Below are 25908 nucleotides of genomic sequence, written 5' to 3'. Positions count from 1 at the left end.
TTAACTTTCTTGTCATAATATATGATAATTAAAATATTGTTAAAGTAGGAGTAAAGTTATGACAATTGAACACGAGCAGTGGGAAAGAATGCTAAGTGCAATTGATGCTGACAAAAATTTAAGTAAAGATAACGTAATTGGGAAGATAAAAGAGAAATTATCACAATATTCAGATGAATATAAAGAGTGGGAAGGAGCTGGTTTTGGTGTAAACCACTTATTTGCAGTAGAATATGGATTATTGCATTTAGCTATCCACAATAATTTAGAAAATGTGGTGAATGCTCTATTGGGAGTAGAAGGAATCAATGCTAATGCAAAAAATGGATATGGAGACACTCCTTTATGTAAGGCTGCTCGCCGTGGCTGCACTAAAACAATAAGAGCTCTAATAGACAACGGAGCAGATGTTAATGAAAAAGATAATCATGAATATACTCCTTTGCATTTGGCTTGTGAAAATGGTCAAACAGAAGTAGTAAATCTCCTATTGAAAAGAGAAGATATAGATGTTAATGCAATAAGTAAAGATGGGTATACTCCTTTACATTTGGCTACTGAAAAAGGTTACATAGAGATAGTAAAAACTCTAATAGAAGGAGAAGGAGATGTCAAAGCGGTAGATAAATATAGGAATACTCCTTTACATTTGGCTGCTAAAAAAGGTCGCATAGAGATAGTAAAAACTCTAATAGAAGCAGGAGCAAATGTTGATGCAATAGATAGAGATGGACGCACTTCCTTACATTTGGCTATTCAATATGGTTGTAAAGAAACAGTAAAAACTCTAATAGGAGCAGGAGCAAATGTTAATGCAGCAGATGAAGATAAACGCACTCCCTTGCATATAGCTACTCAATTTTGCCGTAAAGAGATAGTAAAAATTCTAGTAGAAGCAAGAGCAAATGTTAATGCAGCAGATAAATATGGATGTACTCCTTTACATTTTGCTGAAGATGCAGAGACAGTAAAAACTCTAATAGGAGCGGGAGCAAATGTTAACGCATTAGATAAAGATAAACGCACTCCCTTGCATAATGCCAAGAATGAAGAGACAGCAAAAGCTCTAATAGGAGCAGGAGCAAAGGTTAATGCAGTAGATAAAGATAAATGCACTCCCTTACATATGGCTGCTCGACGTGGTTGCAAAGAGGTAATTGAGACTTTAATAGGCAAAAGAGCAGATCTTTTGTCAAAGAATAATGATAATAAAATTCCGAGCGATTTTGACAAAAATCATTATATAGTTCGGCATGTGAATTTTCTTTTATCTGAAGAAAGAATGAAACGACATGACCAACAGGGTAAAATATCTCTTGTTGCTTTCAGTTTAACAATATTGTTTGGTACTGCTATAACGATAACACTTTTTGCAATTGGAACAATTACAGCTGGGCTATATCCTGTAATAGGAGCAGTAGTTACAGTTGTAGCAGCAGCATTAGCGGTAGCTTATACTACAGTTAGAATGTTAGAACCTAGTACTAAAATGGATGAAACGAAAGAAGCGCAAAACGTAAATGGGAATGTGCAGGAAGTATTTCCTTAATATAATTCCAATTGTGGGATCTCTTATTCCATTTTATCAACAGTTTGTTTTGCAGTATCAAACAATTTTAATCCTATAATCCCGAATGGCTTTGTTGCATCGCTAGCTATGATGGATTAAAGATAAAAAAAGATAGAGAATATCAGTAGCTTATTATTCTGGTATTTATAACAAGAACGGTCAGTGAATACCTAAATTTGAGTAAAAGAAATTTCACTACCACTCACTAATCCGGCTAAAATTCAAGAATTTCAATGCTTTAGCTATTTTCAATAGAATTAAGTTTATTAATATAAATAATAAATTACTATTCTTAAATTTGATCAGATTGATTGCAAAAAAACAAGATTTTCAATAGGTTGCTTATAATCCTAGCTATAGTTAGCCTTTCATAAGTAGCGATGCAACAAAGCCATCCCGAATGTAACTAAAATAAAGCATATTACTTCGAATAAATTAACTGGTTCATTAAATAGGTAAACTCCAAGTATCGAAGCTCCTATAGCACCTACTCCAGTCCAAATTGCATAGCATACTCCGATAGGTATAGAACGTATAGCGAGCGAAAGTAAATACGTACTAAGAGCCATGGAGAGTATGCTAATTATTGATGGTACGAGATGAGTAAATCCACAACTATGCTTAAGTGTTATGACCCAGAACACTTCAATTAGTGACGATAAGAGTAAATATATCCAATTCATGCATAAATTTTTAGGTTTAAATAGAGAGCTTTAGCCCTATGGTTCCTATTACAATTAAAATGATACATAAAACTTGAGATAAATTAATATTCTCTGTGAAAGCGGTTGCACCAATTATAGTTATTCCAATTGTGCATATTCCAGAGGAAACTGCATAGCATACTCTAATAGGTAGAAAGCATGCTGCAAGAGATAAAAAGTAAATGCTAATGATCATAATTACCAATGTTGCAATCGAAGGCACAACTTTAGTAAAACTGTTACTAAACTTTAACGTTACAGCCCACAGTATCTCTAGGATACTAGACAGCAACAAATATAACCAGCACATTTTCGTAACATTTCAATCTTGTATTGTAACAGAAATTGTTAGTTAAAACTACACTAAAGTGCAATAGATCTCTCTTTCGAAATTGCTTTGAAAGCCAATATATTAAACTTAAAATAACATTCTAAAAAACTTTTCTACGAAATTCAATTCCTGTACGTCATTTGCTGCATAAAGAGGCGTAGTTTGTTGCTCAACACCTGGTATTTCTACAAAAACTTTGCCCACTTCTTGACCTTTTTTAATGGGTGCAGGTATCATATCTTTATATTCAATACGCACCTTAATTTGGTCATGCAATTTGCGGTTGTAAGTTATGGTAACATCGTTTGCAACTGTAATAGGCACTTTTTTATCTTTTCCATAGAGAACATTTACTTCCTCAACTACACTGTCTTTAGCAAATATTTTCTTAGTATTAAAATGTTTTAAGGAGTATTGTATCAGTCTTTTTGCTTCTTCTATTCGCTCTTTCTCAGTGTTTAAACCATTTACGACAGCAAAAATTCTCCTATCATTTCGTTTTGCAGATGCTACAATGCCATAACCACCAGCATTTGTATAACCGGTTTTTAAACCGTCAACCCCAATGTCGTGAAAAAGTAGAAGATTTTTATTCTTTTGTGCAATTTCGTTATATGTCAAATATTGTTCAGAAAATAAATCGTAATATTCAGGAAAATCAGTGAAAATCCTTTTTGCCAGCATTACCAAGTCTTTTGCGCTCATAAAATGATCTCCATCTGGCCACCCGCTTGAGTTGACAAAATGACTGTCATTCAGGTTCAAATTTTGTGCAACCTCATTCATTTCAGCCACAAAATTCTCTTCTGATCCTGCAATACCCTCGGCTAGTGTTATGCAGGCATCATTACCTGAGACTATTGTAATTCCTTCGAGTAATTCCCTCACCGTAACGGATTGACCTTCTTTCAAAAACATAGAAGAGCCTTTTCTTTCCCACGCTTTTCTGCTTACTCGAAATTTATCCTCCATGTGTATTATTCCAGCTTTTAGATAATCGAAGGCTATATATAAAGTCATTAGCTTGCTCATTGAAGATGGGGCCATTTTTTCATCAGAATTATGGTCAAAAATGAATGAATCTGAAGCTAAATCTAAGACTACTGCTTGCTTTGCTTTGGTTCTAAACTGGTATGAGTATGAAGAAAAAGGAAGTATAAAAACTAATAGCAAAATTACCAATCTGCTTAACATATCTATAATTTTAAATTTACAGTGCACTAATTAATAGTATAATTTTACAGGGGCATTTCAATAGATCTCTTGCATAAAACTTGCTTGACAAACTCCGCCAGCCCCCCTATTATGATAGTGAAGGTATTCAGTTATCTTCATCTGTGCAGATTAAACAGCAAGAAAACAACGTAGTTGGCGTCTTATTTTTAATTTTTTGCACTATGTGCACCTTATGTCTTCACAACATTTCTGGGTTTTTACCTATATAAGCTGAAACGCGCTTATAAGTCGTTTAAGACAGTATAGTACGCCAATTTGCAGGATTAGAGAGTGACAACTAGCTAACACGGGGTTTCTTTTGCCTTTTTTTCTGCTTAGTAAATTTCTTAAACATTTAAACAAAGGTGAGTTGCATTTAAAAGCAGCTAAATTGCAGTGTTTAAGACTTAAAAAACGCCAATACTGAAAGTAGACAATGACTAGGGCTTCTTTTGCCTTTTTTTTCGTTTGGTAAATTTCTTAAATATTTATGGCTAAACGACAACCGTCATCCCGCTACGTGTTAGCGGCTAAGAGATACCGCGGCGGTATGACGGTCTGCGGCGATATGACGGTTCGCGGTGGCATGACGATAACTTCGTCATCCCGCTACTTGTTAGCGGGATCTATGCTAAGAGATACCGCGGCGGTATGACGGTCTGCGGCGATATGACGGTTCGCGGTGGCATGACGATAACTTCGTCATCCCGCTACTTGTTAGCGGGATCTATGCTAAGAGATACCGCGGCGGTATGACGGTCTGCGGCGATATGACGGTTCGCGGTGGCATGACGATAACTTCGTCTTCCCGCTGCTTGTTAGCGGGATCTAGAGATACCGCGGCGGTATGACGGTCTGCGGCGATATGACGGTTCGCGGTGGCATGACGATAACTTCGTCATCCCGCTACTTGTTAGCGGGATCTGCTGAGATACCGCGAATGAATTGCGGTATGACGTAGAGCTCGCGTCAGCTACTTTGATGACACAATTTACTGTCTTTAAAAATGAATGTTCTTACAATTGTGCGTCATGCGCTTTATTAAATATTTTACTTAAAAATCTAACTTCTTATTATACAAGAGATAAGCAATTCACTAATGATGAAAAATTACGAAAAGGGGCATAGAAAGCGCCTAAGAGAGAAAATTATTTTAGATAATGGACAATCATTACTTGATTATGAAGTTTTAGAGCACATTTTATATTCAGCATACAGTAGAATTGATGTAAAGCCGATAGCAAAGAGTTTGATAGAAAATTTTGGCAGTTTGAATAAAGTTTTTAATGCTGACCTGGAAGCACTGCAAAATGTTGATGGTGTCAGCAATGCAGCAATATCTGCCATCTTTTGTGTGAAACAAGCCTTTGTTCGTTCTGCAAGAGAAGAAATAAAAGACCTGCCTATAATCGATAACTGGGAAAAATTGCTTGATTATTTAAGAATAAGCATAGGAAGCCTCAATAAGGAAAATTTTCGCGTCATCTATATGAATAAAAAGTATCGTCTAATAGCGGAAGACCTGCAAAACGTTGGTACAGTAGATCAAACTCCTCTTTATGTCAGAGAGATCATCAAGCGCGCACTTTTGATTGGTTCAACATCCATTGTAATATCGCACGATCAACCACCTTAATACCCCATTCAACAACCAAAAAGAGATTACAGTTACAGATCCAACTCATCCGCTATTTGGCAGAACTTTTCCTATATCCTTTATCAGTTCAAGAGCCCATTGTAGTAGTAATGTATTTGTTATTCATCGTAATAACATAATTCTGCGTATCCCGTTTCTTGCTACCAACTTAGCCAGTAAGCAAGATTTTCTCACAAGTAAATTAACATGGGATTCATTATACGAATTTGTTTCTTTAGCAAAGGAGTATAAATTATGCCATGTAACCCAAATAGAGTGTGGAAAAAAATGCCGCAATGTCTCAAATCAGAAATTTTAGAAAACATATTATTAGTGTCCAAAGAGGTCATCCATGAATACATCAGAGCTAATTACAGCACAACATTTAACACGCGAAGCGATAATTTACATAAGACAATCAACACCTCATCAAGCACTGAGCAATCAAGAAAGTTTGGAGTTACAGTATGCGCTGAAACAAAGAGCAATTGATCTTGGGTGGAAAGCTGATAATATTGTTGTTATTGATAATGATCTCGGCTTGACTCCTGCAACAATGTTGCAATAAACTTTGGTCCGCTTTTCCACTGTGTGTGAAAGAGTCTGGCAGCTCTTTTACTCGAAACACGATATGCACGTCTTCATGGTTAATCTCAATTCGCTTAACTAATGTTCTAATGATATCACGTCTAGTTAGCCAATCTGCGTTATCAAGACTTGAGTTAACGCTAGAAGAAAACTCTTCTAAAGTAGTCACCACTAGAGTTAAGTCTTGTTCAAGTCTTTTTTGATCAAATATCTTTTTCTTTTGCTCTCCGATCATTTGTAAGGTTTGTTTCATTGCTTTAATTCTTGGTTTAAACTCTTCTTCATTGATGTATCCTTGAGTATAGCCATCAATAAGCCTTGCAATGCCACAGTTTAATTGATCTTCTTTTTTCTCAAGAAAGTCACTTTTTTGATCTAATGGTGATTTTTTAATCTCTGAAAGTCTACGCTTGTATTCTTCTAATATCCGAGTAGGATTTTTCAATAGGTATTTTACCTCTTCCCATACAGCCACGTCTAATACATCTGTACGAATCATTCTATTATTACACATTTTATTGCCACCAAAGTGACCTCGCTCCGTACCAGTACAACGATAATATGTTCGACGAGCGCTAGAGCAAGTGCTAATACCATGATATCCATAATGACAAAGCTGACATACTGTTAAACCTTGCAACAAGTAATTTGCTCCCATTCGTCTTCTCCTAGCTATTCTTTTATTTTCAGTTAGCTGTTCTTGAACTATATCAAATAAATCTTCGTTTATAATATTAGGTACAGGAATATAAATCCAATTTTCTTTATCAGTACGAAAAGTAGAATAATTGTCTTTCGGTTGCTCACAAGAGCGTTTCTGTGGTCTTACGTGTTTTAATTTTACTCCTAGCTTTTTTTTACCGAATGCTGCTTGTCCTTTATAAGCAGGATTTTGTAATAGACGACAGACTACACTCCTATCCCAATACCTTTTTCCTGTTCGTGTTACGATGGACATAGCTCTTAATCTATGACATACTTCTCCAATGCTTACTCTTCCCCTTCCCACCCAAAAAAACATTTTACGAATGACTTCAGCTTCCTCTTCATTAATTTCAAAAAAGGCTTGTCCTCCTCCTATATGCTTATTTATATAACGATAGCCATAAGGAGCTCCACTCATTACATTTATACTGCCTTTATTGGCTGCGTGAATCTTGCCTCTACGACTTCGTTCCATAATTTTTGCACGTTCATATTCTGCTATCATACCCTGTATTTGTAATAGTAATTGAGATTCTGGATTATCGTCAATTTGACAATTCAAGAAAACTGTTTCTACACCCAATTTCTTAAATTCATCAACTAATAACATTTGATGTACATATTTGCGAGCCAAACGATCAGGAGAATGAATATAAACCTTATTAATATTACCTTCTGCTATTTGATCTCTTAATTTTTCTAAACTAGGACGTATTATATCAGAGCCACTATAACCATTATCAATAAATTTATATTCACTTAGTAATTTATGTCCATCAGCACTAATCTTATTCTCTATAGCAGTAATTTGGCTTGCTATTGTATCTCCTTGCACTTGTTTTCCTGAAGAAACTCTCGCGTACAGACTAACAGTTATCATTGCTCCCCCTTAAATTGATTCTATTGTTACATTCAAAAATTTTCTCCTTTTGGCTCCCATTTACTTGTTTATTTAATGCTAGTTTTTTATATGCATCTAATAAGTACAATTCTGCTAACCGATTAGGTTCATAACTATAGCTAACACGAACAGTCAGTTTCTTTTTTCCCATGAGCTTTCCTTGAAAATATATAAATATGTTCATATATCACTCATCGAAACAGATGGTCAGTTGATCGTTGGTTCTATAAGTGAAAACAACTCCTCGTTCTTTGAGTAGAAGCTGCCGGGAAATTATTTTTTTTAGTTTTATGTTTGTTGCAACATTGTTGCAGGGGTATTCATAGCTGTCTTCCCTTACTATTACTGGTTCAGGTAATAAATCTACAACGTCAACTGATAATACTCTTGCTATTATATATAGTACTTCAATTGGAATAGGAATATACCCATCTTCATAGCTGTTTACTTCTTGGTATGTTAAACCTATTTGACTTGCTAATCCTATTTGAGTATGCCCTCGCATTAACCTACAATTTTCTATTCTTTGCCCTATTCCGTAACTAACATTGCTTGCAGAAACAAACATTTATCCTCCATTTAAGAAAAAAACTTTATTGCTATAATTTTTTTACGAGCTATCCATCTAAAACCATATCAATAGATAAACCTACCGCTTGCAAAATAGTATCAATAGAAATTCCACCTTTTACTAGATCCTTTGCAACTTTAATCCTTTCTATCTCTCTCACTTTCCCCTCACAAATACGTATCCCTTCAAACAAAGATTTTATTAGTGCATGACGTAGTTCTTGGCTCTCAATTTCTTTGTATTCTTTAATCAAATTCGGTAGCTCATTTTCCACTTTACTACCTTCATCTTCCTCTGTTAGTAGATCTGTAATACTAATCGATAATGTTTCTGCTATCTCATATAATTTTCCCAGTGGAGTAGCTACGCGTCCTTGTTCATAGTTGCTTATTTCGTCACGTGTTGTACTCATTTTCTCCGCTAAATCCTTTTGAGTATACTCTCTCACTAGTCTCCATTCCTTTATCTTTTTGCCTATTTGGTAGTAGATAGAACCAACTTTTTCTTCAACACATTCATCAGCAGACAGACCAATTGTTTTTGCAACAATATCAACAGAAACTCCTGCTTTAACCAGACTCTTTGCAATTTTTATTTTTTCCGATTTTCTACTACTTTTCTCACTAACTTGGACAAATTTGGTTAGCAAACAAAACATCTTACGTAACTCCTGATCGTTAATCTTTTTATATTCTCTTACTAGATTTAATATTTCTTCTTCATCTTCAAGACAGCTTTTTGATACAGGAATAAGATCCGTAATACTGATTGATAGTGCCTCAGTTATAGCATACAACCTTTCAATTGGAACTCTACGATTCCCTTTCTCATATTGCAATATCACCCAGTATTTTACACCAATTTTCTCTGCTAAATCTTTCTGAGTGTACCCTCGCTCTAACCTCCAGCTTTTTAATTTTTCTCCCACTTTATAATCTAGACTTTTTTCCACAAAAAGAACCTTGCATATAATATTTTCTATTATAGCTCAAAGGCTCCAGATATAATAGCCAGACTCTGGAACCTTTAAATTAAAGTGCCCTACAAGTTTCTTTACTATTTTCACGTACTTTGTCTACCCATGAAAACAATTTTTCACTTACTTCCTTCTGCTTTTCACTCCATATGCCACATCTAGTGAAACTACCTTTCTCTACTGCTTCTTTAAGTTTTACTCCCCCGAAAAGGCAATTTTTTCCAATTTCTTCCCCTATTTGTTGTAATTCAGCCCACATTTCCTTGTTTTCTACTCTGACTTGTACTTGATCATATTTTTTTACATCGTGGTACAATATAACATTTAGCTTACCAATGCTTGTAGGAAATTCTAATATAATAGAGCTTTCATCTGACATATCGATATAGTTTCTTATACCTCCCTTCTCACTTTTAACCTCAACTGCATCATTGCCAATTTTTAAAATATTACTTCCTAACTCTCTCAGTATTTTGGCTACCTCTACCTTGCTATTATCAGAAAATTCTATATACGATGTTGTATTGTCTATCTCAACATCTATTAATTCTCCTTCTTGCACAGCATTTTCGCCAGCTTCCTCTAGCTCTTCTAGTTGCTTATCTATCTGTGGCTGAACTTCTGGCTGTAGCTCATTATAGATTTCACCTATTAGTTTATTCTGCAATAAAGTATCATGAAAATCTGCACCACTTAGCATTAATTTACGCATTATCTTTTTTCGATCAGTCTTATCAAATTTATGAAAATGTGTACCCAATACTACATACTCTGCAATGCTCCATTCCCCATCGTTATATGCATTTATTCTTGCTCCAGAGGCTAGTACTTGGTCTATAGTTTTGTGCAATTCATTTACGTTTTTTGCCTCTACCACTTCACTTTTAAACCAGCTCAACTTTTCGCTTTCGCTTATACTTGGCTTTATTTTTTGCAAAGCTGAAGCAAATGGATTTTTATCTTCTTGATCACTTACAGGTTTTGTGCCATATATATAATCAAGTCCTTTTCCATAGTTGATTTTGTTTTCGCGAACGTTTCTGCTAGGGAAAGGCATTGTATCTTCCAGTTTTATCTCCTTCTGGCTATTAATTTTACTCACAAATTTAGACTGCTCTATATCAACGCTTTCAAGAGCACCAAATATTTTCTTGTGATTAACATTAGTCTTTTTATTCTGATCTTTACTAGTCATATAAACCTCATATTAAAAATACTTTTTAAGTGTACAATAAACTTTGTTATTATACATTATATTACTCATTATAAATTATAGTGGGTAGATTTGCAAATACTTTCTGCTATAACAATCCGTTTTCTCTAAAGCTAAAATAACCCCCACTTGTAATGATAATATGATCAAATAATCTAACACTTACAGTACTACACGCTGCTGCTAAGCTCTTCGTTACTGCTTGATCTTCTTCTGAAGGTTCTAAACTTCCCCCAGGGTGGTTGTGTGACATTATTACTAATGTTGCATTCTTTATTAATGCTTTTCTTGTAATTTCCTTTATGTATACTGGTGCTTTTTCCATTTCACCAATATAGGATTCTTCTCCGATTAATTGGCGCCTTTTATTCAAGTACAGTATTTTTACACATTCCCTTTCTGAGTGTCCTATACTTACGTTTAAGTACTCTACTAGCCCTTGTAAGTCCATTATTGGCTCACTCTTGAGCTTTTCTCTCAGTACCCTTTCTAGTGTTTCCTTAACACACATAATCATTGCTACTGCAGAATCAGTTACTCCTTCTATAACTTTCAGGTCATCCATTTCTCTACCTAAAATCCTTCCTACTCCCGTATAAGTATTCACCAGATTTTTAGCAATTTCTTGAGCCTGTGGTCTTTCATGTACTGCACTTAGAAACGTTTCCATTATTTCACGATCAAGTAGTGCTTTGCCTTTGCTTTCTAATATTCTGAACTCTATTTCCTCTTTACTTTTATTCATATAATTTACCTTTCACTAACAACAAACTTTTTTTAAATATTTACTGCTGTTTTTTATCAGCATTGGCATAGAGCCATAGCTTTCGAGTGAAGTCAAATCAATTTCTCAATCTTTTTTACTTATTTTTTCATCAAGAAGTGAAGATATTAATATATGGTGATTTTTTTATTTTAAACTTGTTGAATTTCATCTAAAGAAATGCCTACCGCTTGCAAAATAATATCAATAGAAATTCCTCCTTTCACTAAATCCTTTGCAATTTTCATCTTTTCTGCTCTTTTCACTTTCTCTTCGCAAATTCGTATCCCTTCAAACAAAGATTTTATTAGTGCATTACGTAGTTCTTGGCTTTCAATCTTTTTGTATTCTTCAATTAAATTCGGTAATTCATTTCCTACTCTTTCATCTGCATCTTCTGCTAGTTCAAGTAGATCCACGATATTAATCGATAACACCTCTGCCATTCCATATAATTTATCAAGTGGAACAGCAACCCTTCCTTGTTCATAATTGCTTATTTCGTCACGTGTTGTGCTCATTTTCTCTGCTAAATCCTTTTGAGTATACTCCCGTAATACCCTCCATTCTTTTATCTTTTTTCCTATTTTGTAGTAGATAGAATCCGTTTTTTCTTCAACACATTCATCAGCAGATAGACCAATTGTTTTTGAAACAGTATCAACAAAAACTCCTGCTTTAACCAGAGCTTTTGCAATTTTTATTCTCTCCGTTTTTTTACTATTTTCTTCACTCACTCTGGCAATTTTAGTTAGTAAACAAAGCATTCTACGTAACTCCTGATCGTTAATCTTTTTATATTCTCTTACTAGATTTAGTATCTCTTCTTCTTCGTTTTTAAGGCAAATTTTTTCATTTGATACAGGAATAAGATCCGTAATATTAATTGATAACACCTTTGCTATAGCGCACAACTTTTCAATCGAAATTTTTCGTGTTCCTTTTTCATATTGTAGTACTATTTGATACGTTACACCGATTTTTTTTGCTAAATCTTTTTGAGTATACCCCTTTGCTATCCTACAACTTCTTACTTTCTGTCCTACTACTTTATAATATAAAAAATTAGAGTAATTATTCTCTTTTTTCACATTTTATACTCATAATCAGAAGAGCCGTTACGTATACCTAATTGGGAACCTTTTTGACAAACTGAACTCATCTCCTTTCAAACAATTTTTCTATATCACTTAGTTTTATTTCTATATACGTTGGTCTTTCATGACCAGAATATAGAGTTTTCTCAATTTGTCTTAGTATCTCATTCATCTCTTCCAATTTCATTTTTCTTCCTGCTCCATGGCAAGCGATTGTGGCTGATATTTTATTCACCTTATCCTCTATTGGCACCGTATCTTTCATTTCCATTAACTTATCTACTATATCAACTAGCATCTCTTTTATATCTATTGTTCCCAAGATTGCAGGTATTTCTTTCACCCTTACTTTATCTTCTGATTCTATTTCAATACCAAAACCCATTTCAAAAAGCTCATCTTTATAAGTTTCAATCATCTCCATTCCAGCTTGGTTTTTGATTTCAACTGTTTCAGGAAGAAGAAGTTTCTGTCTTTTTATGCTTGATTTTTGCTTTAAGCACTCGTATATCAATCTTTCATGAGCTGCGTGCTGATCTACTATAATTAATTTGCCTTTAGCCTCAGCAATAATGTAAGTACTGTGGACCTGACAGCGTGCATACCCTAGAGGATGATCCTCTATTAAATCAATTTGCTCCCTTTCTAGAACCATCGCTCCCTTTTGGGGTGGAGATTCTCCATACTTAAACGTTTCTGGTAAGCTTTGCCTTCTTTCATCTGGTGCATTGAATTCTTTCATTAGACGATTTTCTAAAAGACTTGGTCTCTTTTCATAAAACTCTTTTTGATTTTTTTCCTCTTCACTATTAACCTTCTCTTGGCTATCAAACTCTTCAATACTTTGAGACTTAACATCACTTGCTGCGAACCTCGTCAATAATGCTTTTATTATCCCTCTTCTCACTATTTCATATATTGACCTTTTATTCTGAAATCTTACTTCTGATTTATTTGGATGCACATTTACATCTACTTGATCGTATGGTATCTCTAAGTGCAACACTGCAAAAGGATACCTCCCACTTAGAATAAAATCTTGATACGCATATCTAATTGCACCAATAAGTAGATTGTCTTTTATTGGCCTGCCATTAACAAACGTATAGATCTGAGTTGAATTGCCACGACTAATAGTTGGTTTACAGATGTGTCCCTTAAGTTTGATGCCTTCTTCTTCCTCTTTAACTTCCAGTGAATTGTTTTGAAATTCTTCTATTTCACATAATCTGTTGAACAGCGAAGTTTGCTTAACATATTTTAAGAGCTTTTTATTACCAGAAGTGAGAGTAAACCCAATACTATAATTAATCATCGCTAAGTTATTCACAATATCAACAATACTTTGTGTTTCTGCCCTTTCGGTTTTTAGAAATTTTAGTCTATTTGGAGTCGCAAAAAATAAGTCACGAACTTCAATATATGTACCCTGCAATAAAGAATAAGGGGTAATCTCTCTTATTTTTTCTCCTCCCTCATACCTTATAGACCATGCTTCCTTTGCTCCACTTGCCTTAGACGATAATTTCATTCTACTTACTGCTGCAATTGAAGGCAAAGCTTCTCCTCTAAAGCCAAGATGTTTGATTTCTATTAACTCACTATCGCTTAATTTTGAAGTAGCGTGGCGCATAAACGCAAGTTCCAAATCTTCCTTTTCTATTCCATTTCCATCGTCTGTTACAGTTATAAGATTACGCCCACCACTTTCTATTTTGATCTCTATCTCTGAACTTCCAGCATCTATTGCATTTTCTACTAATTCCTTTTGCTGGCCTCTCTATTACCTCTCCCGCTGCTATACGATTTATAGTTTTTGTGTCTAAAAGAATTATTGCCATAATACTCCACCCAATCTATGAAACTTAGAGTTCCCTCTATTTTTTGGTGATTTCTTGACCTCACAATCTCTATATTTTAGCTTTTTAGATTCCTTTCTAGCAAGTCTATCTGCCTCCTCATTGTACATATTACCGTTGTGAGCTCTAACCCACTTCCAATTAATATCATGCTGCAAAGCAACTTCATCTAGTTCCTGCCATAATTCTCTGTTCTTCACTGGCTTTTTATCGGCTGTCTTCCAACCATTTATTTTCCACTTGTTGATCCACTCTGTTATACCTTGTTTAATATACTGACTATCAGTGTGTACAATAACTTTGCAGGAAATTTTTAACATCTTTAGTCCATTAATTACAGCCTTTAGCTCCATCTTGTTATTTGTTGTGTTTTCTTCACCTCCAGAGATACGTTTTTTGATAAAGACACTTTTATTTTCATACATCACCACGGCTGCCCATCCACCGGGACCAGGGTTTCCAGAACAAGCTCCATCTGTATATATTATAACCTTCTTTTTGTCCATATTGACAGGATATAGATTTAACATAAATTTGCTACTGAAATGTTGACACTAAGTTTCAAGATCTTTATCATGTAAAGGTGTGGGAGATTAATGAACCTGTCCTCACGATATTAGGTAAATCGTAATTGAGCTTTTGGGCTTGTATTTTTATTAGGAGGTTAATCTCTCACACCCAAAATAAGTGTTTTTAAAGCTCTTTATAGCTCATGAATTCATTTGCTGGGGTTTATGGAGGGAGTTGTAAAAGATGATAAAATAAACAGCTAAGGTGCGCAGTAGCATTCTATGGTCATCTATGAAGGTAGTTTTTTGCCAACTCTTGAAATTTAGCTAACTTTAATAGACTTTAGCACAAAAACGTTGAATATTTCTTCACAATTGTGTATAATTATTAATGCTTTTTAGGTTAATCCGTCATGGCTCTTTCGAAGTTTCTCGATCCAAAGAATGATATATCGTTCAAGCGCATCTTTGGCACTGAAAAAAATAAAGATATCCTTATTCACTTTCTTAATGATATTCTTGGCTTCACCGGCAAAAGTGCAATAAAGGATATAGAGTTTTTAAGTACTATTCAAGACCCTGATATTGCCTCTAAAAAACAAAGCATTGTCGATGTTCTTTGTAGAGATGAAAATGGGCTGCAAGTCATAGTCGAAATGCAGGTCGCTAAAACCAAAGGCTTTGAAAAACGTGCCCAATATTACGCAGCTAAAGCTTACTCAAGACAAGCTAGTAAGGGTGATCAATATCATGACCTTAAGGAAATTATCTTTATTGCTATAGCAGATTGTATTTTATTTCCTGATAAGTCTGAGTATAAATCAAAGCACACTATTCGCGATGAAGATACTAATGAACATGATCTAAAAGATTTTTACTTTATATTTATTGAGTTGCCTAAATTTCCAAAAACCAAAGAAGATCAGCTTTCAAGTATAGTTGAAAAATGGGTATACTTTTTCAGATATGCAGACGAAACTAGTGAAGAAGAGCTAGAGAGAATAATAGGAAGTGATCTAATAATTAAAAGAGCTTATGAAGAACTAAATAGGTTCAACTGGTCTGAAAAAGAATTTATTGCCTATGAACAAGAGATCAAGCGTATTCGTGATGAACAGGCTGTTCTTGCTCAAAAACTCGATGATGCTAAACAAGAAGGTAGACAAGAAGGTAGACAAGAAGGTAGACAAGAAGGTAGACAAGAAGGTAGACAAGAAGGCATCGAAATCGGCCATGAAAAAGGTAAAATTGAAGGTAAAATTGAAGTTGCAAAAAACTCACTCAAGGCCGGTGTTTCTATAGATATTATAGCTCAAATTACCGGTCTCTCTCATTCTGAAATTTTACAACTCAGGGAAAAAACATAAATACTACAACTTATTCACTTCAACATTTATGAAAACCTTTCTTAAGTTAAACATACCCCATAATTAAGAGTCTAATGAACTGTCTAAAACAGCTATAAAGATTGCACAAAGAATTATATAAATTACTATCATAACGTTACCCAAACTTCTATATCAAAGCTACGTGCTGTAAGTTCAATATGGAAAACACATTAACCACTTAGCATTATTATCTGTAATATCTACTTCATCCATGTTAGTATTAGAACCATCAAACTTGGTCTGGTATCTCTAATTATTTTGGCTACCTTCACTTTAAATTTTCCACTACTTGGTATATTATAGCTCCACCCCTTATATTATAACTCACCTATTGAGATTACCTCTAAGCTTGGTTACTCCTATCTCAGAAAGACAAGTTGATACTTTTGAATGGCTGTGAACTGAAGCATTACTTAAATAACTTTGAGGCTCTAAACTCATTTGCTTTGCATCATCAACTTCTAATCTACCATCTCTGTTGTGTAATATCTGCTCTATTGATTGATTTAGCAGACCCTTATTAAATTGAGCTATAAACTTGTCAAATTTCTTCGGACTTAATTTACCAGCTTCTTCATCAGGACATGCTTTCTCTACATACAATTTTAAAATCCCTGAAATTTCATTAAATTTACCACTCATGACTTTTCTAGTAATCTCTTTCTGCATTCCCATATAATCAATATTTAATCGATGCATTGACACACCACTTTTTAATCCAGCTTGCTCTACTACTTTCTCAAATCCCTTTGTAATATTCAATGCATAGCCCTGTGCTTCTAGTGGAGATATAGACTGATCTACTGTAGAAATGTACTTCTGACCTGTAGCTTTTCTAATGAGCACGTCAAGTAACATTATTGTACCATTTACATCGATTGGTGCACTAATTTGTGAGATTGAACTTTGAGTGAATGTTTTCTCAGGTAAAGCAGCTCTAGAACCTAATAACCCACCTATAGAGCTCTTTACCCAACCAAATAAATCATTTATCCATGAAGATGGTCTTGTGCCACTACTTGCTGCTATCTCAGGTTGATTACTTGAATCTATAGCAAGAGGTTTACGTGATAAGTGATGACGACTATGATCTCCATGATGATGACGGCGTTTGCGTTGTAAAGGTTCTCCTCTTTCTTCCTTAACTTTTTCCAAATATTCTACAACATTATTATGTTTTTGCTCAATAGCAATATCTAGCGGCGTTTTGCCATCATTAGCTTTAGCATTAACTTCTGCTCCTCTGTTTACAAGATACTTTACTACATCCAAATGGCCATTCTGAGAAGCCCAATGTAATGGTGTCCAACCACTTTTATCAGTATCATTAACATTTGCTCCCTTGCTGAGCAAAAGCTCTATAACGGTTTCATAATTTTTTTCAGCAGCACGATGTATAGGTTTCTTACCATAAATATTTTTAGCATTAATATCAGCACCTTTTTCTATTAAAGATTTTGCAATCTCTAAATTGCCTTTTGATGCAGCCCAATGTAATGGTGTCCAACCATTTTTATCGGTAGCATTAACATTAACACCTTTTTCAATAAGACACTTTACTATATCTAAATGACCATTCCAGGAAGCATCATATATAGGGGTTCTACCATCATGATCTTTAGCCTCTAAATTAGCACCTTTCTCAATAAGATATTTAACTACATTTAAGTAACCTTTCGATGCAGCATTGTGTAAAGGAGTGTTACCATCTTTGTCTTCAGCATTAATATCAGCTCCTTGCTTAACAGAATCTTTCACTTTACTAAGATCCCCAATTTTCGTAACAGTCAACAATTCTTGATTCAATTTGGCTTGTTCTAAAATTTTTACTATACCCGCATGCCTTTCTTGTTTAGCTAAATATAAAGGTGTCTGGCCATTCACATCTACGACATCAACATTAGCACCACTGTCAAGGAGAAGCTTCACTACGTCTGATTTATCTTTATCAATAGCAAAATACAAAGGTGTTTGACGATACATATCTATAGCATCAACATTAGCGCCATTACCCAGAAGAAGCTTCATTATATTTAATCCGCTTACTTCAGCAGCAAGATGCAAAGGTTTACGATTATAGCTGTCCTCAGACTCAACTTTAGCACCTTTATTAAGAAGAAATTGAACCATACCCAAATCATTTTTTTGAACCGCAAAATGCAAAGGTGTTCCTTGATACGTTATTTCATTATTAAACTTAGCACCACGAACTATAAGGAATTTTACTATATCCCATTTACTTCCTTTAGCAGCATAGAGTATAGGCGTCCAGCCATGATTATTGTCATCCGTAGCGTCATGAATATCTATAGCATCTAAGTTAGCACCTCGACTTACAAGATCTTGAACTTTATTAAGACTACCATCTTGTACTGCAGTAAACAATTGCTTATCTAGACTTAATTGTGTTTGTTGTAAGTATTCTACAACATTATCATGTCCCTTATCTCTAGCAATATCTAGCGGCATTTTACCATTCCTATCTTTAGTATTGATATTGGCTCCCTTACCTACAAGGTATTCTATTATATCAAGATGGCCATTCCAAGAAGCCCAGTGCAGAGGCATCCAGCCGTCTTTGTCAACCTCATTAACACTTACTCCTTTATTAAGAAGAAGTTCTATAATATTTTTATTATCGTGCTCAGCAGCAATGTGTATAGGCTCTCTGCCATAAACATTTTGAGGATTAATATTAGCCCCTTTGTCAACGAGAAACTTTGCAACTTCTAAACAGCCTTTCGACGCTGTATAATGTAGCGGTGTCCAACCATAGTTACTGGTATCATCAACGCTTACCCCCTTACCGAGAAGGAACTCTATGATATCTTTGTAATTTTTTTCAGCAGCAATGTGTATAGGTTTCCTACCAAAAATGCCCACTTCTATAGCATTAACACTAGCACCCTGACTAACAAATTTCCTGACTTCAGGAAGATCTCCATTTTCTATAGCAGTCAATAATTTTTTGTCTAATTGTGTTTGTTTTAAAAACCCTACTATATCTGTGTAATTACCTTGAATAGCTAAGTCTAAGGGTGTTTTTCCATCTTTATTTTTAGCTTCAATGTTAGCCCCTCGACTTGAAAGTACTTTAACTATATCAAGCCTGTCTTTGAAAACTGCATAATGTAAAGGTGTCCAGTCATCTTTCGTTTTAGCTTCAATATTAACACCTTTATTAAGAAGAAACTCAATTATTTCAGGTGTAGCACTATTATGCTGAATAGCCACATGCAAAGGCGTTAAACCATCATTAGTTTTAGCTTCAAGGCTAGCCCCTTTATCTATAAGAAGCTCAATTATTTTCAATTGACCATAAGCATTTGCTATATGTAAAGGTGTTTCACCAACGTTAGTTCTAGCCTCAATATCAGCATTTCGATTTAAAATTGCCCTAGATATATCAAGCTTATTATCATTGTCGGCAGCACAGTGCAAAGGTGTCCAATTACGTCTATCTCTAATATTAACATCTGCACCCATACTAAGAAGATTATCAACTTCACTAAGATTATTTTGTCTCACAGCATTAAACAGCTGCTCTGTCGATAGAACTGCTTTTTCTTTATTAAGCTCCACTATAACATCTTCTGAATTACAAGTAGAAGCTATACATTTTGAGTTAGAAACCATTGTATCATTGAAAGCAAACATCATTTCTCTTGCTGGTTGATAAGTATTCCAGTTCTCTACTTTTACAAGAGTGTTATTTTTATGTGATAGCAATAAGGTATCATTCATAACTTTCATATCGCAATCTAATATAGACTTATCTTTCAAATCAACTAAACCAATATCATTCTTGTTAATAGGTTGATTATGATAAATCTGTAACCCTTGCTCATCTGGTTGGTAATATCTGAAAGAACTAAATTCATCAGCTCTTTCTCCAAATTCTTCTGGTTCTATAATTCTATTGTTCAGTCCTACAGATAAATCCCAGTTTTTATGAACAGAAGAATAGTAATCCGATATTGATAATGCCCCTCTATCTGATAACAACAGCAAATCATTATTTAGTTTCAAAAAAAGCACTTTATCTGAGTCAAATACAAAACAATTATGATGATTTAAAAGGTCAGTACCATTAACACTAAATCTTCCATCTATTTTCAAGCTATGAGAGCAATAATCTCGCTCTAATTCTCCATTCTGAAGTTTGTAATATTCTTGCCCATCAAATGTAACTGTGACATCTTTATAATCTGGTAGCAAGGTTACATTTAGGCCATTTTTATTAATCTTTATTTCTCCTTTATTATTTTCTATAAATGGTATATCATCTAATGTACAATTTAATTGGCTAAAATCCAATATACCATTTGCTTGAGCAATTGTAATATTAGCGTTTCTATTATCGAAAAGATAAAGATGACTTATATTGCTTGGAGCTTCCCAGTAAAAATTATGATGTTCTTTATCAGGATAAAAAATATGATTACTGGAACTACCTATAGTGCTATGATAATTGGCACTTGATAATTGCTTTGTAATATTAAAGTTTGAATTATCTATCTTCCGTAAATTATCCAACTCATCATCTAACACAACATCACCACTTATGCTTTTTGTCACATGCAAGTTTGTTACTACGCCAGTCTTATCATCTACTTTTGTTGGTGTTACAAATAAACCATCTGCTGTTTTTACCAATGTTTGTTTATCTACACTTATAAAAGCTCTACTTTTATTATAGATGGTTGTTATATTGTTAATGTGTGTTATGTTACCTATATCATTAAAATTTATCGGTAATAATACTAAACCTTTTCCATGAATGGAATCACCAAAATAACCCTTTATTGTAGTAAAGTTTTTTGCTGTTATTACATCATTTCCACCCTTACCATCTACATAATCCGCATGAGAAACTTCTATATGATTAGCTTTATCACTGCCAATAATAGAATATATATTCTCTGAATCTGTAAAATTACCTCGCGTTACAACTATATTATTTTGTCCAATAGAAGATCCACCTAAATTACATACAAAATTATCTTTTGCTATGTAGAAGAAATTTGTTCCTTGTTTATGAACATCACAATTACTTAACTGATTTGTAAAATAATACCTATTCTGTGCACTAGATCCTTGATTATCGATTCCATAACTATTAAGTAGTATATTATTACCATTAAAAATAACATCGATGGTATAGTTAGAAGTTACATCTATAAAAGTATTTTGAGATGTAATATAATATATATGCCCATATCCACGGGAACTTTTTCTCTCATATATAATTATGTTACTACAGGCAGACGGGAAATTCTTGAAAAAAAATTTTGTTTTTGTTGTTGTTACTGTTCTGGTGTAACTAGCACTATACTCTTCACCTTTTGTTGTTCGATTATATACTTTGAACGATATATCATTACTAATAGGCCCACAAACCACATTATACTCATCTATAATAGGAACTAACCTTGAGACAGTACCATCAAGTTGCAAAGGATACTTAATGTGTGTTTGGATACTAGAATCTAAAGTCATACTATATGATTCGGAACCATCTCTACATTCATTCTTGTAATAGCCGCCTGAAGCAATTTTGTTTCCAACTCGCCTAAGATGACAAGCATTATATACTCCCTTGGATTCCAGTATTGTAGGTAATGTCATAGCTATTCTATCATACCTATCTCTAAATTTATTTATAACATTTGATATATACTGTTTATAAATGTTTTCTGCTTCTATATCATTTTCTATATAATCTGGTACCTTTTTACCAAGAAAGAAATCCCAATAAAAGTCATGCTTTTCCTGATCTGTAAGATTTATGTGCTCTTCTAGTTTTTCTACCTCAAGCTTTGCTTCTGCAAATTGTGATATGATAATAGCAGCAACTGAGATACCAGCACCAACTGGACCAGCAAATTCTCCTATTACCCCGGTTTCTAAACCTGCTACTGACATTGTTTCAGTAACAACTGCAGGTACATCTGCAGATATAAAGATGGAGTTAGTTGCTATGTTTAAGTCAGCAATCTTTATATCTACAGGATCTATTGCATTCTGCCTTGCTTTTATTGACTCTGCTAGCCCTAAAAATGCTGCAAAGTTACCTATAGCACGTCCCATAACTGGGGCAAATCCTTTTAACATCTGAGAATCAAGCTTTGTTCCTAACTCTAATATTTTTCCAGAGATCTTTTCACCAATCTTTGGCATTACCCAGAGATTTAATGCATCATAACCTAGCCCTTCTACATCTCCATTTGCTATATGTTTACCAACTAAAAATACCGTAAAGGCAAGACCTGCACCTTCTGCTACTTTCCCTATTTTTTCTGCTACTCCAGACCTTCTCAGGATATTTTTCATTTCTTCTTTATTTTCTATGTTGTCCTTCATCTCCTTCACAATATCCCTAATCTCTGGATCTATTGAACTTAGATCTATATTTTTAACTTTTGCGATAAATGCTTCTTCAACATTTTGGTCTATAGTTTCACCTCTAGATATTCGCTCAGAAACCTTGAAAAGCTGATCATAAAACTCAATATTCTTTACTCTTTCTGCTACCTTGTCAGCATTAAACAACTCTTTGATACGTTGTTCTTTTTCCTCTTCTGTAATCTCTTCTTCATCAAACGAATCCTTGCAGGCCATATTTACACTTCTTTCTCTTCTTGGTTTTTTACTTGGTGGATACTCTGGTGATGAAGGTTCTCTTTTTTCTCCTTTAGAACACTGCCCTACAGTAGGTAACATATGAACTGAACTATGAACTACACCAACAGGAATAAATCCTTCCTTAGCTGTCCTACTTGTTAAAATAAGTTTATTTGGATTATTAGATCCTTTATCGAAAACAACACCGATAAATTTCACCTCATCACCATCTGTGAGTGTTTTATAGGTAACGCCCTCTTTATACTCTTCATTTATTTGATCATTTGCTTCCCTCAATAAAGCTTTAGCTCCTTTGCCCTGCCTTGATGTCTTAAGTTCTAATCCTATTGGAGTGTACTCCTCAGCATTTCCACCTTGAGCTACAAACTTAATACCATGAACTAGCATATCAATGCGTTCCCCTCTACCAGTTTGAAACTCAGTTAAAACTAATGCTCTAGTTTCTGGTGATTCTTGTAATTTTAGGTCGCTATAATAACTAAATACTCCATTCAATATTCCCTGGAAATGAGCTTCTTTATTAACGAGGCTCTTAAAAGGGAATATTCCTTCTCCAATTTTTTCTAATAATCTACTATATCCTCCTATTGATAAAGATTGAATATCTAATGCTCTATCGAATGTTTCTTTTAACTCATTAGGATAAGGAACTTCTTTGAAAGTACCTTGAAATCTATTATCTCCGTTGTTGTACTCTTGTAAAGAATTGTATTTTTCAGCCCAAATAGTAAGATATCTTTTAAAATCTGACTTGTATCTAGTGTCAAAATTAAGATTTAATTCAACTATTTCCCTATTCCCTATTTCTCTATTTAATCTATCAAGAGGGAGCACTTCATTTAGCATGTTCAGAACATCTTTTCTGTTAGCTTCAATAATATTTATCACATAAACCAATTTCTCTGTATTTTCTGGAATAAGCACCATTGTTACAACTGCATGGCTTGCATCAAGATTAGCCGATAGTCTTTCTCTGGCTCTTTCAGCTGCTGGACGTCTAAGCCTACGAAGATTAGGATGCACTTCAGTAGGTATATTGCCTCCATAGATAAAAATGTATTTTTTTAAACTTGTTCCTGAATCTTCACTTAATAATAACAATTGCCCTAGTAAAAACCTACTAAAATAATGATTATCTCCCTTTTCCGGTGTACCAGGAAACGTGTGATAGATACGTTCCATATTATTTTTTATTCGTTTTTTTAGCGCATTTGTGTAGATTTCTTGCGTATCCCAATCATCAGCAGACTTTAATATATCTTGAAAAAGAGGAATTACTCTCCCCTCACGGCTCGACCCTCCGATATTAGAAATAGGAGATGAACTATCAAGATTGACACCAACACATAAAATTTCGTCCGCAGTGGTTAAAACCCGCATAACATTTGGTTGGAAGCCTTGTGCATACCTCTCTGCTTGTTGCAAAGCCTTATCTGGAGTGGCATTAGGACCTGCCCCTGCTTTTAATTCAATAATAATGGGAATAGAGTTTAATGCACGATCAGGACCACGAGCTAGCAGGATAATATCTGCATAACCCCTTCCTGCAAATTGCTCTGGATAAACTCTAAGATTATACCTATAGTGGAAATTCATGAAAACGCCTACCATAAATCCATGATGTGCTGCTTCACGTGCACTATTATCATAGACTACTGATTCTACATATTCAGAATGAACGTTATTAATTTTTTCAAGAACTTTTTTTAAAGACCTGCTAACTGTTTGCGCATCAGAATCAGATAGCTTCGCTATATCACCTTCGGGATTATTCCATATTCCTTTCTCTACTTCATGAAATTCTTTACCAGCAGGGGAATCAAGTATCTCTTTAACTTCCATATTAACAAAAATTCCATCCTTTCCTTTGTAGATCTGTACTAATCTGGATTTTATTCTATCTTGAATTTCATTCTTAATATTTTGCTCAACGTTCCGATCTCTAATCTTACTCCTATCTATATTATTTCTTAATATGCTCTCCAACTCATTAACAGTAAACTGATGGCCACGCTTACCTTCTGAAATGGAAAATAAATCTATATTATTAATAGCGTCTTCAGCATTTCCAATTTGACCATTTTTGACAATAGCTACTTTTAAAGTTTTCGAGGTATCAAAACTAAAATAAATCTTTTTAATATTTAACTTTTCTGCAATCCCTGTATCCAGCAAAGTAGAAAAGCTCCCTAAGAAGAAGTGCGTAAAAAATCCTGCTTTTTCTACAGAGTGTAAATAAGATGGAACCTGATCCACAAATGACTGAAATCTCGGTTCAAAAGATTTAAAGTCCTCATCTTGCCGGCTTATACCAACTCCTTTACCTGCTTCCTCTATTAATAACTGTATTAATTCAAAATCTTGTGGTCTTCCTTTACCCATGACTTTTTTTAAACCTTTCGCAAGCTCTACATCATTATCAACATTACCTCTCTCAAGACCAAAGTTATAATGATTTCGTTTACCTGGTGCGCCAACATGAAATAACTGTATTTGAGTATTTCCATTTTCATATCGACTTTCAGTTGCACCAGAAACACTAATCCTTGCTCTGAGCATTTCACTCATTGCTTTTATTTCAGGTTCACCTCCCCAAGCATTAGGTTTCCGCATGTTCTCTAAGTAATTATCAAAATTACCTTCAACAAAATCTCTGAACTCATTTTCATGATCACGTATATAATCAACTACTCGGTTGCGAAACACATTTCTTACTAAGTTTGCAAATGTATCATCATAATTGGCAGTACTTAAATTCCTTACCAAATTCCTAATAAGATCTAAATTTTGAATTACAGCTCCTTCATTTCCAAATAGTACTTCATACCTTTGTCGAAATAAATCATCGTCGTTTCTGACAGGTATTAAGTAAGCCATAGTAACAGACCAAAACAAGCAACTACCATCTCCTGGAACATCGATTCTCTTAACCTGACTTCCACTTTCGGAATCAACATCAGATCTACGATAACGCTTAAGTTGAGAAAATTCTTTAGCTTGCTCTATATATTGTATTTTACCCGATGATTCGGTAATTTTTGAATTAATGCCTCCTTTTTTTAGATGATCTATTGGATACTGTATCTTGAACATAAAACCCCCTTCATTATATTAAACTCACTATATCAAGCCTAATTAATATAAGCTGTTTTTATCTATATACTAATTTATATATAATATGTGTATTATAATGCAATATCTTTTTGACGAAAACTAAACAAGCTAAAGTAGTAACAA

The 25908-nt window shown here is 34.3% G+C and carries 16 protein-coding genes and 1 pseudogene; 4 read left to right on the top strand and 13 right to left on the bottom strand.

Annotated features, from left to right (window positions below):
- The first annotated feature begins 58 nt into the window (after nucleotides 1-58).
- Nucleotides 59-1549 carry an ankyrin repeat domain-containing protein gene (locus tag ABWU38_RS04620; RefSeq protein WP_353272562.1) on the top strand — a complete coding sequence of 497 codons (1491 nt, stop codon included), beginning with the start codon at nucleotides 59-61 and terminating at the stop codon, nucleotides 1547-1549.
- 389 nt (nucleotides 1550-1938) lie between these two features.
- Here ABWU38_RS04620 and ABWU38_RS04615 read toward each other — a convergent pair whose 3' ends face one another.
- The 3 genes from ABWU38_RS04615 to ABWU38_RS04605 all read right to left on the bottom strand — a co-directional run bounded on the left by ABWU38_RS04615 (nucleotide 1939) and on the right by ABWU38_RS04605 (nucleotide 3799).
- Nucleotides 1939-2253, bottom strand: a complete 315-nt coding sequence (locus tag ABWU38_RS04615) for a DMT family transporter (protein WP_353272561.1) — start codon at nucleotides 2251-2253, stop codon at nucleotides 1939-1941.
- Between the two features lie 16 nt (nucleotides 2254-2269).
- Nucleotides 2270-2584, bottom strand: a complete 315-nt coding sequence (locus ABWU38_RS04610) for a DMT family transporter (RefSeq protein WP_064124961.1) — start codon at nucleotides 2582-2584, stop codon at nucleotides 2270-2272.
- Nucleotides 2585-2692: 108 nt separating this feature from the next.
- Nucleotides 2693-3799 (bottom strand): D-alanyl-D-alanine carboxypeptidase family protein, encoded by a 1107-nt coding sequence (locus tag ABWU38_RS04605; RefSeq protein WP_253308928.1) that lies wholly within the window; start codon nucleotides 3797-3799, stop codon nucleotides 2693-2695.
- A gap of 1120 nt (nucleotides 3800-4919) precedes the next feature.
- Here ABWU38_RS04605 and ABWU38_RS04600 point away from each other — a divergent pair.
- The gene (locus tag ABWU38_RS04600; RefSeq protein WP_309166290.1) at nucleotides 4920-5456 is read left to right on the top strand and encodes a RadC family protein; all 537 of its coding nucleotides are present in this window, start codon (nucleotides 4920-4922) and stop codon (nucleotides 5454-5456) included.
- 255 nt (nucleotides 5457-5711) lie between these two features.
- On the top strand, nucleotides 5712-5948 hold the full coding sequence (locus ABWU38_RS04595) for a hypothetical protein (protein WP_353272560.1): 237 nt from the start codon (nucleotides 5712-5714) through the stop codon (nucleotides 5946-5948).
- Here ABWU38_RS04595 and ABWU38_RS04590 read toward each other — a convergent pair.
- The 9 genes and pseudogenes from ABWU38_RS04590 to rnhA form a co-directional block, all read right to left on the bottom strand.
- Nucleotides 5917-7629 carry a recombinase family protein gene (locus tag ABWU38_RS04590; protein ID WP_353272559.1) on the bottom strand — a complete coding sequence of 571 codons (1713 nt, stop codon included), beginning with the start codon at nucleotides 7627-7629 and terminating at the stop codon, nucleotides 5917-5919. The genes ABWU38_RS04595 and ABWU38_RS04590 overlap by 32 nt on opposite strands.
- On the bottom strand, nucleotides 7616-7834 hold the full coding sequence (locus ABWU38_RS04585; protein WP_341819653.1) for a hypothetical protein: 219 nt from the start codon (nucleotides 7832-7834) through the stop codon (nucleotides 7616-7618). Before ABWU38_RS04585 ends, ABWU38_RS04590 begins: the two co-directional genes overlap by 14 nt.
- Before the next feature lie 3 nt (nucleotides 7835-7837).
- Nucleotides 7838-8218 (bottom strand): helix-turn-helix domain-containing protein, encoded by a 381-nt coding sequence (locus tag ABWU38_RS04580; protein ID WP_353272558.1) that lies wholly within the window; start codon nucleotides 8216-8218, stop codon nucleotides 7838-7840.
- Between the two features lie 49 nt (nucleotides 8219-8267).
- A complete protein-coding gene (locus ABWU38_RS04575) occupies nucleotides 8268-9173 on the bottom strand; it encodes a helix-turn-helix domain-containing protein (protein ID WP_230609185.1) in 906 nt (301 codons plus the stop codon).
- 79 nt (nucleotides 9174-9252) lie between these two features.
- Entirely contained in the window at nucleotides 9253-10392 is a 1140-nt protein-coding gene (locus ABWU38_RS04570; RefSeq protein WP_353272557.1) for a hypothetical protein, read from the bottom strand.
- A 106-nt stretch (nucleotides 10393-10498) separates the two neighbouring features.
- On the bottom strand, nucleotides 10499-11155 hold the full coding sequence (locus tag ABWU38_RS04565) for a RadC family protein (RefSeq protein ID WP_338406606.1): 657 nt from the start codon (nucleotides 11153-11155) through the stop codon (nucleotides 10499-10501).
- A 170-nt stretch (nucleotides 11156-11325) separates the two neighbouring features.
- A complete protein-coding gene (locus ABWU38_RS04560; RefSeq protein ID WP_338406618.1) occupies nucleotides 11326-12264 on the bottom strand; it encodes a helix-turn-helix domain-containing protein in 939 nt (312 codons plus the stop codon).
- A 67-nt stretch (nucleotides 12265-12331) separates the two neighbouring features.
- Nucleotides 12332-14111: pseudogene (gene mutL, locus ABWU38_RS04555) on the bottom strand (DNA mismatch repair endonuclease MutL).
- Nucleotides 14102-14635 carry a ribonuclease HI gene (rnhA, locus tag ABWU38_RS04550; protein WP_264376578.1) on the bottom strand — a complete coding sequence of 178 codons (534 nt, stop codon included), beginning with the start codon at nucleotides 14633-14635 and terminating at the stop codon, nucleotides 14102-14104. The pseudogene mutL and the gene rnhA overlap by 10 nt, the downstream one beginning before the upstream one ends.
- Nucleotides 14636-15051: 416 nt before the next feature.
- Between rnhA and ABWU38_RS04545 the strand changes: the two genes are divergently transcribed.
- Nucleotides 15052-16005 (top strand): Rpn family recombination-promoting nuclease/putative transposase, encoded by a 954-nt coding sequence (locus ABWU38_RS04545; protein ID WP_353272556.1) that lies wholly within the window; start codon nucleotides 15052-15054, stop codon nucleotides 16003-16005.
- 345 nt (nucleotides 16006-16350) lie between these two features.
- Here the strand turns inward: ABWU38_RS04545 and ABWU38_RS04540 are convergent, their stop codons facing one another.
- Nucleotides 16351-25764, bottom strand: coding sequence for an ankyrin repeat domain-containing protein (locus ABWU38_RS04540; protein ID WP_353272555.1), 9414 nt, complete (start codon nucleotides 25762-25764; stop codon nucleotides 16351-16353).
- Nucleotides 25765-25908 lie beyond the last annotated feature (144 nt).

This window comes from Wolbachia endosymbiont (group A) of Urophora cardui, from assembly GCF_964028435.1.
In the GTDB taxonomy this organism is placed as follows: Bacteria; Pseudomonadota; Alphaproteobacteria; order Rickettsiales; family Anaplasmataceae; genus Wolbachia.
Note: the sequence above shows the minus strand (reverse complement) of the source record. Positions and strands in the feature narration are given on the sequence as shown.